Annotated in this window: 10 protein-coding genes; 8 read left to right on the forward strand and 2 right to left on the reverse strand. The window is 48.8% G+C overall.

Translation table 11 applies throughout. The annotated features are described in order from the left end of the window. Positions 1-215: 215 nt before the first annotated feature. The 5 genes from AC06L3_RS08785 (at position 216) to AC06L3_RS08805 (ending at position 7,566) form a co-directional block, all read left to right on the forward strand. Positions 216-1,067 carry a CE1 family esterase gene (locus tag AC06L3_RS08785; RefSeq protein ID WP_475670245.1) on the forward strand — a complete coding sequence of 284 codons (852 nt, stop codon included), beginning with the start codon at positions 216-218 and terminating at the stop codon, positions 1,065-1,067. 77 nt (positions 1,068-1,144) lie between these two features. Continuing rightward, complete coding sequence (locus tag AC06L3_RS08790; RefSeq protein ID WP_475670246.1) at positions 1,145-2,389, forward strand: U32 family peptidase; 1,245 nt, start codon at positions 1,145-1,147, stop codon at positions 2,387-2,389. A 33-nt stretch (positions 2,390-2,422) separates the two neighbouring features. Beyond that, positions 2,423-4,855 (forward strand): M1 family metallopeptidase, encoded by a 2,433-nt coding sequence (locus AC06L3_RS08795; protein WP_475670247.1) that lies wholly within the window; start codon positions 2,423-2,425, stop codon positions 4,853-4,855. Between the two features lie 53 nt (positions 4,856-4,908). After that, positions 4,909-6,117, forward strand: coding sequence for a diaminopropionate ammonia-lyase (dpaL, locus tag AC06L3_RS08800; protein ID WP_475670248.1), 1,209 nt, complete (start codon positions 4,909-4,911; stop codon positions 6,115-6,117). Positions 6,118-6,123: 6 nt separating this feature from the next. Then, entirely contained in the window at positions 6,124-7,566 is a 1,443-nt protein-coding gene (locus AC06L3_RS08805) for an alanine/glycine:cation symporter family protein (protein WP_475670249.1), read from the forward strand. Between the two features lie 4 nt (positions 7,567-7,570). On the opposite strand, the gene AC06L3_RS08810 is transcribed toward AC06L3_RS08805, so the two are convergent. Further along, positions 7,571-8,551 carry a GSCFA domain-containing protein gene (locus AC06L3_RS08810; RefSeq protein WP_475670250.1) on the reverse strand — a complete coding sequence of 327 codons (981 nt, stop codon included), beginning with the start codon at positions 8,549-8,551 and terminating at the stop codon, positions 7,571-7,573. A 35-nt stretch (positions 8,552-8,586) separates the two neighbouring features. After that, positions 8,587-9,546: an epoxyqueuosine reductase gene (locus AC06L3_RS08815; RefSeq protein ID WP_475670251.1), complete on the reverse strand. Its 960-nt coding sequence runs from the start codon at positions 9,544-9,546 to the stop codon at positions 8,587-8,589. A gap of 285 nt (positions 9,547-9,831) precedes the next feature. Here AC06L3_RS08815 and AC06L3_RS08820 point away from each other — a divergent pair, with 285 nt between their 5' ends. The 3 genes from AC06L3_RS08820 to AC06L3_RS08830 form a co-directional block, all read left to right on the forward strand. Beyond that, positions 9,832-10,797: an NAD-dependent epimerase/dehydratase family protein gene (locus AC06L3_RS08820; RefSeq protein WP_475670252.1), complete on the forward strand. Its 966-nt coding sequence runs from the start codon at positions 9,832-9,834 to the stop codon at positions 10,795-10,797. Positions 10,798-11,037: 240 nt separating this feature from the next. After that, positions 11,038-12,168: a tRNA guanosine(34) transglycosylase Tgt gene (gene tgt, locus AC06L3_RS08825; RefSeq protein WP_475670253.1), complete on the forward strand. Its 1,131-nt coding sequence runs from the start codon at positions 11,038-11,040 to the stop codon at positions 12,166-12,168. A gap of 2 nt (positions 12,169-12,170) precedes the next feature. Next, positions 12,171-13,147 (forward strand): LptF/LptG family permease (locus AC06L3_RS08830; protein ID WP_475670254.1); only part of this gene is annotated, 977 nt, incomplete at its 3' end.

Genomic DNA, 13,147 nt, shown 5'->3' on the forward strand with positions numbered 1-13,147 from the left:
ACCCTCTCAATCATAATCACCGCCGGACTGCGTCCCGATTTTCCGGACCCCCGTTCTCGCATAACGAACGAAAGTCAGCCTTGTCTCCGGCGCTGCCCGGAGCATTCGGCAAATCCGGGTTCCCCCACAGCAGGGTATGAGCAAATTGCATTCCGGAAAATCCAGCGATGAAATGAACTATGACACAAATATAATAAAAATTGTAAATTTGGGATATGAAACGTTTTACTGGAATTATATCTCTGGCGTTGGTGCTGAGCATCTTCGCATTCACTGCATCCTTTGCGCAGGATGGTGCGCTTACATACCTTTACAATGGGGTGGAGCGCAGTTACTATTATTATGAACCAGATACCATGATAGGTCAGAGGCCGTTGATTCTGCTTCTGCATGGTTACGGCGGGTCCGCTACGGATTATTGTCCCAGAATGGTTCAGACCGCTTTGGACAACGGATTTGCTATCTGTGTGCCTCAGGGCGCGAAGGACCCTGAAGGTGAGCCTTCGTGGAATGTGGGCTATCCTTTCCAGCAGGGATGGGAAATGGATGATGTTGATTTCCTGTGCGAACTTGCTTCATCGCTTGCAGGGGAGCACAGCCTGAACAGGAATGATATTTTTGTCACGGGAATGTCCAACGGAGGGGAGATGAGTTATCTTCTTGCCCATCAGAAGCCTGATTTCTTTGCGGCGTTTGCTCCAATTGCAGGACTTACAATGCAATGGATGAAGGACTCCCTTACCATAAACAAGGCCGTATCACTTATGGAGGTTCATGGTACCTCTGATACTGTTTCAATGTGGGGAGGCGATCCGGAGAATACAGGCGGATGGGGTGCTTATCTGTCCGTTCCTGAGGCAGTCAGGCGTTTTGCTGACAAAGCTGCCTGCAGGGAGGAGAAGGTGAAGGAATTGCCGGGCTCAATTCTTCTGCACGAGTTCATCAATCCTGAAACGGATGTTGAGGTGCTTCTGTATGAGGTGAAAGGTGGCGTGCATGGATGGGCCCTGGACCGGCTTGACACTCCGTCTGAAATCATTGCGTTCTTCAAACGTCATCTGAGATGAATCCGGCCTTCCAGGACTGAATTTAGCGGTATCGTGAGGAATTCTAGTAGGTAAACCTTAATTTTGCGTCAAATGAAATGATGTCCATGAACAGAGAAATAGAGATAATGGCCCCTGCGGGGAATTTCGAGTGCCTTATGGCGGCGATCCAAGGCGGTGCAAAGTCCGTGTATTTCGGTATAGGGAATCTGAACATGCGTTCGCATTCCGCAAACAATTTCCAGCCTGAGGACCTGTCCAGGATTGTGGAGATTTGCAGTGAACACGGAGTAAAAACTTATCTTACGCTCAACATAGTGCTCTACGGTCCTGATCTGGAACCTATGCGTCATGCTCTTGACGAGGCAAAGAAAGCGGGTGTGACTGCGGTGATTGCTTCTGATATGGCGGCAATACTTTATGCGCGTTCAATAGGTATGGAGGTGCATATTTCCACGCAGCTCAACGTTTCAAACGTTGAAGCTTTGAAGTTCTACGCCCAGTTCGCAGATGTGGTGGTGCTTGCAAGGGAGCTCACCCTCACACAGGTTAAAGAGATAAGCAAGGCTATCGCTGTGGAAAATATAAGAGGCCCGAAGGGGGAGCTGGTGAAGCTGGAGATGTTCTGCCACGGGGCCCTGTGCATGGCTGTTTCAGGAAAGTGCTACCTGAGCCTCCATCATTATAATGCATCGGCCAACAGGGGAGCCTGCTTCCAGCTGTGCCGCAGGGGCTACGAAGTCACTGACCTGGAGACCGGCAACAAACTTGAGATAGACAACAAATGGATAATGTCGCCCAAGGACCTGTGCACCGTGGAGTTCATGGACAAGATGATTGATGCCGGTGTTTCAGTCTTCAAGATTGAGGGCAGGGCCAGGAGTGCGGAGTATGTGCGTATAGTGTCCGAGGCATATTCAACCGCGGCAAAGCACGTTCAGGAGGGTACTTTCACGCCTGAACTGGCAGCTTCGCTCAAGGGCAGGCTTTCAATGGTTTTCAACAGGGGATTCTGGGACGGATACTATCAGGGTGCGAAACTGGGTGAATGGAGCGAGGTGTATGGAAACAAGTCGCAGGTGAAGAAGGTTTATGTGGGCAAGATCACCAATTTCTTCTCCAAACTCGGGGTTGCGGAAGTGACTATGGAGAGCGGCGAAATGAAAACAGCTGACAACATACTCATCATTGGTTCTTCAACAGGTGTCGTGGAAATGAAGGTTCCGGAAATCCGTGTTGACTTGCGGGCCGCGGAAAGCGTTTCCAAGGGTGATGTGTGCAGCATTGCCGTGCCGGACGCAATGAAGGTCCGCCGCGGAGACAAGGTCTATCTTTTTCAGTAGCATTATGCTGGATTTCCGTAATTTCCTGATACCATGAAACGATTTCTGCTGTGTCTGTGGGCTTTTGCCGCTCTGTTTGCCATGAATGCTGGTTCAGCTTGTTCGGCCGGTTCGAACGAAATTCCCGAAGAGGGCGTTTCTGAAAAACTTGCCGTTGAGCGAGCGGCGTTCATCTCAAAGGTCCAGTATGAACTTTCCTTTGATTTGTGCTCGGACAGCGGTATCAATGCAATTGAAGCCTTGTATTTCGAGGCATCGGAGAAAAAGGATGTGGTGCTGGATTTCAAGGTGGATCCGAGCAATCTTATTTCCGTGGAGGCAAACGGCAATGAATGCAAGGCTGAAATATTGAATGAACACATAATCATTCCCCGCAAGTTCGTAAAGAAGGGAACGAATGCCGTGCTGATTGAATTCATTGCAGGAGAGCAGTCGCTTAACAGGCGGGAGAGTTTCATGTACACACTGCTTGTCCCGGACCGTGCGAGGACTCTTTTCCCGTGCTTTGACCAGCCGGATATGAAGGCCTGTTTCAAACTGACCTTGAATGTTCCTGAAGAATGGAAGGCCGTTTCCAATACCAATGTGGCATGCGACAGCCTCTTGACTGCTAACGCTTCCAGAAAATTTGAATTTTCTCCTACAGAGCCTTTGAGCACATATCTGTTCTCGTTTGTGGCCGGAGAGTTCAAGAAACTGAGCGCTTCCAGGAACGGCAGGACTATATCTATGTACCATAGGGAGAATGATGAAAGCAAACTGGAGCAGACCGATGCCATATTCACGCTGGTGTTCGATGCTCTGGACTATATGGAGGAATACACGGGAACCGCCTATCCGTTCGCCAAATATGATTTCATAGTCCTGCCTGATTTCCAGTACGGCGGTATGGAGCATACGGGAGCCACGCTTTACAACGACAAACGCATTTTCCTTGGACCACAGCCTACTACAGACGAAATACTTGAACGCGCTTCCCTCATAGCCCACGAAACCGCCCACATGTGGTTCGGAGACTACGTTACAATGAAATGGTTCAACGATGTATGGACCAAGGAGGTGTTCGCCAATTGGTTCGCTTACCGGATTGTCCGCCCGGCATTCCCTCAGGTGAACCACACCCTGTCCGATCTCAAGTCACTTTACGCCAGTGCCTATTCGGAGGACCGCACTTCTGGCAGCGGCGCCATTTCCAGACCTTTGGACAATCTGAACAATGCGGGGCTCATTTACAGCAACATCATTTATGACAAGGCTCCTATAGTCATGGACATGCTGGCGCGCAAGCTGGGTGAGGACAATTTCAGGGAAGCCCTGCGGGTTTATCTGAAGAAATTCGCTTATTCAAACGCCACCTGGGACGCCTTGGTTGAGATATTTGACACTTTTACGGATGAGGACCTGCGGGCCTGGTCCGATGTGTGGGTGAAGGAGCCTGACATGCCATTATACACTTGCGATAGTACAGGAAACATACTCCAGAAGGACCCTCGTGGAAAGGGACGGGTTTGGGAGCAGGATATAAAATGTGAGATGACGGAAGGAAAGTATTGGATTCCGAACGTTGACGGTAAAGGATATGGCTGGTTCCGGCCTGATTCCTCCAGCATGGCCTTTATCATGGAAAAGTGGAGCGGTTTTGATGAAACAGCGCGGATGTCGCTTCTTATGACCCTTTATGAGAATTCTGTGCGCAATGTGCTTGACAGGTACTCGTTTGTGGACTGGTGCGCCAGGTGTCTTGATACCGAACGCAATCCTCTCATTTTCTCATCGCTCGTTTCATACGGAGCCTCGGAGAACCTCAGATGCGAAGTCACTCGTGCCGCTTTTTCGGATAAACTCGGGAGCCTGGCCGGAACCGCCTCTCTGGACCACGAGTTACGCCTGCTGGCATTCCGTGAGTATATGAACTCGGCGCGAAATACTCAGCAATGGGATGAGTTGTATGCTATCTGGCGCGATAAGAAGCCTTTTGCAGGACTATCGCTGAGTGAGAATGATTATACGGAGCTGTCATATTCGCTTCAGCTGGCGTACCCGGATTCCGCTGCGGTGATAGCTTCGCAGCAAAGGGTCAGGATTACGAATGCAGACCGTCTGGCCACATACGATTTCGTCTGCCGTGCCGCTTCGCCGGACAGTGCTGCAAGACGGGAACTGTTCGATTACATCCTTTCCGATCCAGCATATCTGCGTCCGGAATCCCGTGTGCTGAAAGCCATGTCCTTGCTCTGCCATCATAGGCGCAGATATGAGGCGTTGGATTATATACTGCCTGCGCTTGAGGCGCTTGAAAATATACAAAGGAATACGGATATTTTCTTCCCGGCGTCATGGTGCAGGACTTTGCTGAGGTATCAGCATGATACCAGGGCAACGGAAGTCGTAGAGGATTTTCTCAAGGCACATCCGGATATGAATCCTCTTCTTGTTTCAAAGATACGGCTTGCCGAACCGGAGTGAGAAGGTGATACAGGAGTATTTGTGGTTTTGTAAAATAATACGGACAAAAGTTAATGGATAAATTGTTCAAGTCAGTTCACTACGTGCGTCGTCCAGACAGTGAACTAGTTTCACCGGCAGGCTTCGGGTATGAGAATTCAAGGAAAGTCAATGCTTTTCATAGAAGCTTCCCTGAATACAGGCCTACACCGCTAGTGAATCTGGAGTCGCTCTCCAAGGCTTTGGGGATAAAGAGCTTTCACATAAAGGATGAAAGCTTCAGATTCGGCCTTAATGCATTCAAGGTGCTCGGCGGAAGTTACGCAATAGGTACATATATCTCCCGGAAGCTTGGGATGGATATAGGCGAACTCAGCTTCGAAAGGATGACAAGCAATGAAATCCGCAGCAAACTTGGAAATGTTACATTCGTTACTGCTACCGACGGCAACCACGGACGAGGTGTAGCATGGACGGCCAACAGATTGAAACAGAAATGTGTGGTATATATGCCACAAGGCTCGGCTATGGAGCGTCTGAACAACATCAAGGCTCTTGGAGCGGATGCGTCCATTACAGACCTCAATTACGATGATGCAGTACGTCTGGCAAATGAAGGAGTTGAGAAGAATGGCTGGGTACTTGTCCAGGATACGGCCTGGGACGGATATGAGGATGTTCCGCATTGGATTATGGAAGGATATACAACAATGGGGTACGAAATGGCGGAGCAACTCAATGGCGAAATCCCTACCCACATATTTCTGCAGGCTGGTGTAGGAGCCATGAGCGGAGCAATGACAGCTTTCTTCTCGGACTTGTACAAGGGAAATGAGAAACCGTCCATCACAGTAGTGGAACCAAATAAAGCGGATTGCATTTACCGTACCGCCAAGGCTGCGGACGGCAAGCTGCATTTCGTAAAAGGGAATATGGACTCCATAATGGCCGGTCTGTGCTGCGGAGAGCCGTGTTCAATAGGCTGGGAAATCCTGCGGGACTATGCAGATAACTTTGTTTCTGTACCCGACACCGTTGCAGCCAAAGGCATGCGTATCCTTGGTAATCCGCTTGGCAGTGATTCCCGCGTAATTTCCGGCGAAAGCGGGGCCTGTACCACGGGATTGGTTGCCGAACTTATGCAGAACAAGGAACTTGGCTGGATGCGCGAACAGATAGGCCTTGACAGCAATTCACGCGTTCTGTGCATCTCCACGGAAGGCGACACCGACCGTGAAAATTACCGTAGGATAGTCTGGGACGGACTTTATCCAAGCTTCTAAAGAAGAATGTTAACAATGTGGAACAGAATCTGTGAACTTACGGAATTTCTCTGGGGGGCTCCTTTGATGCTGCTGATGGTAGGAGTCGGCCTGTACCTTACAATAGGTACAGGTTTGTTTCAGATTATCGGCATTGGCAAGTGGTGGAGAAAAACCGTAGGCGAGATCTTCTGTAGAAAAAGCAAGGCGGACTCTGCCGGAAAAGGCGAGCTTACTCCTTTCCAGACCATTTCAACCGTTCTCGCCGGTACAGTGGGCTCAGGCAATATCGCCGGTGTGGCGGCGGCCATTGCAATCGGAGGGCCTGGATCTGTATTCTGGATGTGGATTATTGCAATTGTAGGGATGGCTACCAAAATGGCCGAAGTTACGCTGTCCGTAGCATTCAGGAAGCAGGACGAACAAGGGGAGTTTTTCGGTGGCCCCATGCATTATATGAAGCAGGGCCTTGGTAAAGCCGGTCTTGTTCTTGCCTCCATATATGCATTTGCACTCTTTGTTGAGGTATGTGCCGACGCATGTTTTGTTCAGGTGAACACTCTGGCTTCCTGTATGAACAACGTTTACGGCAAGGGCATAAGCACAATGCTCGGGTCTTTCGGAGAATCTGCTGAAATGGCAATAAGAGGACTTTCAGGCAATACCGGTTTTGAAATACCAATGTTGCTGATAGGGTTGATTGTGGTGGTAACAAGTTATTTTCTTGTCCAGGCAGGCGGCATCCGGAAAATCGGCGGTTTTTGTGAGAAGCTTGTGCCTCCGATGATATTGATATATATCATAGCCTGCATTGGCGTTGTGATATGCAACATTGACAAGGTGCCTGAGGCGTTTGCAATGATATTCAGATATTCATTCGCACCGGCTCCTGCTATAGGAGGATTCGCAGGCTCAACCATTGCACTCGCTATGGCCAGGGGCGCGTCACGTGGAATATTCTCCAATGAAGCAGGAATGGGTACTGCCGCCACCGTACACGCAACCGCCAGAACCGACCATCCGGCACATCAGGGAATGTACGGAATATTCGAAGTGTTCGTTACAATAGTTATCTGCACGCTTACTGCCCTTTCAGTTATCTGCTCAGGAGTCTGGTGCAATGGAAATACTGGCGTAGCGCTCACCTTCGACGGTTTCGAACTCGTCTGGGGCCGTATGGGAATCATTGTCCTGAGCGTGGCCGTATTCCTTTTCACATATTCAAGCTATATTGGTTTCTTCGTTGAGTTCCGTACCTGCGTTGAATATCTCTTTGGCAGGAAAGCGCTCAGATGGATAAAATACCTGTTCTTCATTCTGCCAATCCTTGCCGTTACCCTGGAAGTCGAGCAGGTATGGGACATTGCCGACATTGCGGTGGGTTTCATTGTAATACCTAACATGATAGCTCTGGCCGCCCTCAGTCCTCAATTCTTCAAACTCTTCAGACAGTATCTGTCACGGAAATAACTGATTACCGGGATGAATTGTGCTGCTGAAACAGCCATTTCTTGTGAGCTGCAATCATCTGTGGCTTGCATGGTTCCTCTATGGCAACTTCAGTGAAACGCTCGAAGATGTATTTCACCGCCACTTCTGACGGGTGAACCATATCCTCGGCATAGAACCTGTAATCTCTCAGCTCATCCATCATTATTTCAAAGGCAGGAAAGTAATCAATCTTATTTTCCACCGGCGATGGTTCATGAACTTTTGCGTTTATTGCGTGCAGCAGCGTGCTCTTGCTCAACTGGTTGCCGTGGGCTCCGTCTGCCAGATGGCGGACCGGACTTACGGTGAAAATCACATGCTTGCCTTCGGTGGCCTTCATTATGCGCCCAAGACATTCCACGCTCTGTTCAATGCTGAGAAGTTCCCTGCTGAATTCCTGCGGCACTATCTTGTGGCAGTTGGAAACAATCATATTTCTGGCAATATGGCGGAAAACGTATGCAGTTCCCAGAGTGACAATCAGCGTATCGGCCTGTTTGAAGAATTCAGCGGCACGTTCCAATTCGCTGTTTGCGTTTTCCAGAAACTCCTGTGCCGAACTTCTTGCAAACGACGAATGGTGCGAGAAACTGCAGAACCTTGATGGCTGTGCACTGATTGTTGTGTTGGGTTCTTTGTGAAGGCAATAAAGGTTTGGATTGTTGTTGTCTTCAATATCCTCTGATTTTTTATCGGTAAGTCTGGAGTTGGTTGTGCGGTTTTGTGATATGTCAATTACCTCCGTTGCTTCAAAAGCTTGTGGCCTGGCCAGCCTTTCGCAGGCATTGGCAATTGAAGCAGGATTGAACAGTACACCAAAAGGGTTTATGCATGTATTGAAACCGTAGCTCTGAAGCATTGTCCCAATTGACGTGCTGAAGCAGGAACCTATGAGCATGATTCTGCCGTTCAGATCAATCTTCTGTGGGAATGGTGCAATGTCAATTTTCGTGAAGAATTCCATAGTTAAGATTTTGTTGTGAAAATGGTTTTTCCAGACTATCGCCGGTGGAAATGGCTTATGGGAACAGGGAGGGCCTGTGGTTCGAATTCGCTCCAGCCGGGGAGGTTGAAGCGGTTCCATGGGCAGGCGTCCATGCAGCGGTCGCAGCCGAAGATGCTGGTGGGTCTCTGAGTTTGTGCCAAACCGGGTTCTTTCAATTCGCCTGAAATGAGTCTTCTTCTGGTGTCCGGGGCATATGGCGCCTCTATCGTCCTGTAAGATATGCATTTTTCCACCTCGATGGTGAAAGGAGCGCTCAGGGCTCCGCTCGGGCAGGCATCGATGCATTTGCGGCAGCTGCCACAAGTGTTTGCAGATTCTGAGATTCGAATATTTTTGCAGGGAAAATCAAGATTGCAGATTATGCAGCCCAGAAAATTGCGTATTCCTGCCTTTGGCGAAATCAGGAAATTGTTTTTACCAATGAAACCAAGACCTGCCCTGACCGCCCAATACCGTTCCAGCACCGGGGCTGAGTCCACGAAAGCTCTGCCTTCGAACCCCGGTTCCAGTTTCTTGATTTCAGCCATGATGTTCCACAGCTTGTTCTTTATCACTTTATGATAATCCTGGCCCAAGGCGAATTGGGAGGCACAAATTTGTGGAAGGACTTTTGTTGGTACTGCTGTATTGCCGGTATCTTGAGGCGGCTTGCTCAGCAATGCTGAAATCGGGGCCGGATTGCCAATGCGCTCATTGCTTCCGAACGGAACCAGAAACACAATTATGCTTCTTGCACCCGGGACAAGTTCCTGCGGATTGAACCTGAGTTCCAGATTACGCTCCAGATAGCTCATCTGCGCAAATCCCTGTTCGTGCATGCGCCTCAGATAATGCTGCCGCGCCTCTTCATCCACTGCATCGCACAGGCTGGCTACTCCCCAGTCCGCAAAGCCCGAGCCTGCGGCCATGTCGTTGATTAGGGCTATCAATTCATCTGTCAACTGTGTCTGCATAGTTCCTTGCCTAGCGAATGTTTGTCAAAAGTACACATTAGCAACCGCATTTGCAATTCCGTGACCACATTGCCATCTGCTGCCCTCAGCTGTCTGTTCCGGGTGCAAAAGCGGTCTTTTTGCACCCCGAGTGGGAGAGGAACAGCTGTTCTTCGCATGGAATATGCAGAAAAGCTGCATTTCAATGCCGGCAAGTTTCAAACGGAAAGACAAAGACGCAAGTTTTTATCGTTTTTCAAATTTTGGTAGTATCTTTGTGTAAAGATTGTAAAAGAAAATTCGTAAATGAAAAGAATACTTGTTGTTGGTGCCGGCGGCCAGATTGGAACTGAACTGGTGCCTCATCTTCAGAAATGTTATGGAGCGGACAATGTGATTGCCGCCGATCTCAAACCTGAGATGGTTGCAAAACTTGAGAACATGGGTGTTACGGCCATGAAACTTGACGCTCTCGATGCGCAGGCATATGCCGAAACAGTCAAGAAATATAATATTGATGCTCTGTTCAACCTCGTTGCCCTTCTGAGCGCCACAGGAGAGAAGAATCCGCAGCTTGCCTGGCACATAAACATGACAGCGCTCGTGAATTCCCTTGACATTGCCAAGGAATTCGGATGCAGCGTGTTCACGCCAAGCTCAATCGGCGCTTTCGGCAACAGCACACCTCATTACAAAACCCCTCAGGACACTGTAATGAGACCTAACACCATTTATGGTGTGTGCAAGGTAACAGGCGAGCTTCTCAGCGATTATTATTTCACAAGATTCGGAGTGGATACCAGAAGCGTGAGGTTCCCGGGTATAATTTCAAACGGTGCAATGCCAGGCGGCGGCACAACCGACTATGCAGTTGAGGTTTTCTACCATGCGGTAAAGACCGGCAAATATGTTTGCGAGGTTCCTCATGACAGATATATGGACATGCTTTACATGCCTGATGCACTGGAGGCTGTTACAACCCTCATGGAAGCCGATCCTTCAAAACTCAAGCACAGGAACAGCTTCAACATTACTTCAATGAGCTTCACACCGGACCAGTTGTTCGAGCAGATTAAGAAACGCATTCCTGAATTCAGCGCATCGTTCAACGTTGATCCTGTGAAGGACCAGATTTCCAACTCATGGCCGGATATCATGGATGATTCCTGCGCTCGCGAGGAGTGGGGCTGGAATCCTAAATGGGGCATCAACGAAATGGTTGACGATATGCTTCGCGCCTGCCGCGAGAAACTTGCCCGCGGAGAGTTTTAGGCAATAAAGAAATTCAAAAATGGAGGTGAACGTAAGTTTGCCTCCATTTTTTTATTAATTTTGCAGGTTATAGTGCATAATGCCGCAAAATTGATTTATGCCTGAATAGATTTTGGTAAAAAATTTGTAGGATTATTGCGGCAGCAGTAATGGAACGGCAAGAGGGGAGGACTTTAGTTTCAGGAACAAGTATTTGAAATAGATATTCAAGATAGTAAAACAACAGGTAGCAAGGCGGTTATGAGATTCGAGGTATTGGACAACGACAGTGGAAGCAGGGCAAGGACAGGTCTGCTCTATACCGATCACGGTGTGGTGGAGACGCCTATCTTCATGCCAGTTGGCACTGTTGGAAGCGTGAAGGGTGTCTATCACAGGGATTTGAAGAGCGATATCAAGGCTCAGATAATCCTCGGCAACACCTATCACCTCTATCTCAGACCGGGCCTTGACATACTTAACAGGGCAGGCGGCCTGCACAGGTTCATATCCTGGGACGGCCCCATACTTACCGACAGCGGCGGATTCCAGGTTTTCTCCCTCACAGAGAACAGGAAACTTACGGAGGAAGGCTGTACTTTCCGCTCACACATCGACGGTTCCAAGCATCTTTTCACCCCTGAGAACAATGTAGACACCCAGAGGATGATAGGAGCCGATATCATAATGGCGCTCGACGAATGCACCCCAGGCACCGCAGACTACAAGTACGCACTCAAGTCTCTCAAACTCACTCAGCGATGGCTGGAGAGGGGAGTGGCGCGTTTCAAGGAAACGGAGCCGTTGTACGGATACAGACAATATTATTTCCCTATTGTCCAGGGCTGTGTATATCCTGACCTGAGGCGTATGGCCGCAGAGCATGCCGTAGCCATGGATATGGACGGCTATGCCATCGGCGGTCTGGCAGTTGGCGAGCCTACCGAGAAGATGTACGAAATGCTGGAGGTGGTTGAACCGTTCCTGCCATGTGAGAAACCCAGATACCTCATGGGCGTAGGGACACCTGCCAACATACTGGAGGGAATCGCCCGTGGAGTTGACATGTTCGACTGCGTGATGCCTACCAGAAACGGACGCAACGGAATGCTGTTCACATGGGACGGCATGATAAACATAAGGAACAGGAAATGGGCCGATGATTACAGTCCTATCGACCGGGTGGGGAATTCATTCGTGGATACCACCTATTCAAAGGCTTACCTGAGGCATCTGTTCATTTCCGGGGAGATGCTGGCTGCGCAGATAGCTTCAGAGCATAATCTGGCTTTCTACCTGTCGCTGGTGAAAGAGGCAAGGAAGCATATAAAGGCGGGTGACTTCGCTTCCTGGAAGGATGCTGCGGTAAAGAAACTGGAAACCAAGATCTGATTATGGCACTAAAGGATTTCAATTTCAGGATAACCCTGATAGACAAATACATAATCAAGAAGTTCCTGAGCACTTTCTTTGTTGCTCTGCTTCTGATAATAGGTATTGTCATAATCTTTGATATAAGTGAGAAGATAGATCATTTCGTTGACAGCAATGCTCCACTGAATCTGGTAATCAATTACTACTGCAATTTCGTGCCGTATTTCTCGAACATGTTCAGTTCGCTGTTCGTGTTCATCACTGTGATTTTCTTCACCTCCAAGCTTGCGGGCAACAGTGAGATAGTGGCCATCCTGGCTGGTGGCATTTCGTTCAAGAGACTGATGTATCCGTATTTCATATCGGCGGCAATCATTGCCATATTCTCACTTACGTTGAACCTCTGGGTGATTCCGCCTGCAAATAAGAGCCGTCTGGCTTTCGAGAAGAAATATGTGAAGGACAAATACAAGGAGTTCGGAAGAAACATGCACTATCAGATAAAGCCCGGTGTGTTCATGTACGCTGAATCGTTCAATCCAACTTACAATACGGCTTATGATTTCACTCTGGAAAGCATTGAGGACAACAGAATAGTTTCAAAACTTTCCGCTGACCAGGCTCAGTGGGATTCGCTCAAACAGTGCTGGAATCTCAAGCACTATCATTTGAGGAAGTTCGTTGGTGACTGGCAGAAAGTTGAGGTGGGTGAGTCCATGGATACAAGCATAGTAATCACGGTTGAGGATTTCTACAGGAGCCAGAACATAGTGGAGCAGCTGAATTTCCGCGAATTGAATGAATTGATAGACATGCAGAAACTCAGGGGGGACCAGATGGTGAAATATGCGCTCATAGAAAAGCATACGCGTTTTGCCATGCCTTTCTCAGCGTTCATTCTCACTTTGATAGGAGTGTCGCTTTCATCAAAGAAAAGGCGCGGAGGAATAGGACTCAACATTGGAATCGGAATTGCGCTGAGCTTTTCGTACATACT

The sequence above is a fragment of the Candidatus Egerieousia sp. genome (genome assembly GCF_056211015.1).

Excerpts from the sequence above, each read along its gene's own strand:
- AC06L3_RS08785 (WP_475670245.1), top strand. The coding sequence starts at position 216 with ATGAAACGTTTTACTGGAATTATATCTCTGGCGTTGGTGCTGAGCATC.
- AC06L3_RS08790 (WP_475670246.1), top strand. The coding sequence starts at position 1,145 with ATGATGTCCATGAACAGAGAAATAGAGATAATGGCCCCTGCGGGGAAT.
- AC06L3_RS08795 (WP_475670247.1), top strand. The coding sequence starts at position 2,423 with ATGAAACGATTTCTGCTGTGTCTGTGGGCTTTTGCCGCTCTGTTTGCC.
- dpaL (WP_475670248.1), top strand. The coding sequence starts at position 4,909 with ATGGATAAATTGTTCAAGTCAGTTCACTACGTGCGTCGTCCAGACAGT.
- AC06L3_RS08805 (WP_475670249.1), top strand. The coding sequence starts at position 6,124 with ATGTTAACAATGTGGAACAGAATCTGTGAACTTACGGAATTTCTCTGG.
- AC06L3_RS08810 (WP_475670250.1), bottom strand. The coding sequence starts at position 8,551 with ATGGAATTCTTCACGAAAATTGACATTGCACCATTCCCACAGAAGATT.
- AC06L3_RS08815 (WP_475670251.1), bottom strand. The coding sequence starts at position 9,546 with ATGCAGACACAGTTGACAGATGAATTGATAGCCCTAATCAACGACATG.
- AC06L3_RS08820 (WP_475670252.1), top strand. The coding sequence starts at position 9,832 with ATGAAAAGAATACTTGTTGTTGGTGCCGGCGGCCAGATTGGAACTGAA.
- tgt (WP_475670253.1), top strand. The coding sequence starts at position 11,038 with ATGAGATTCGAGGTATTGGACAACGACAGTGGAAGCAGGGCAAGGACA.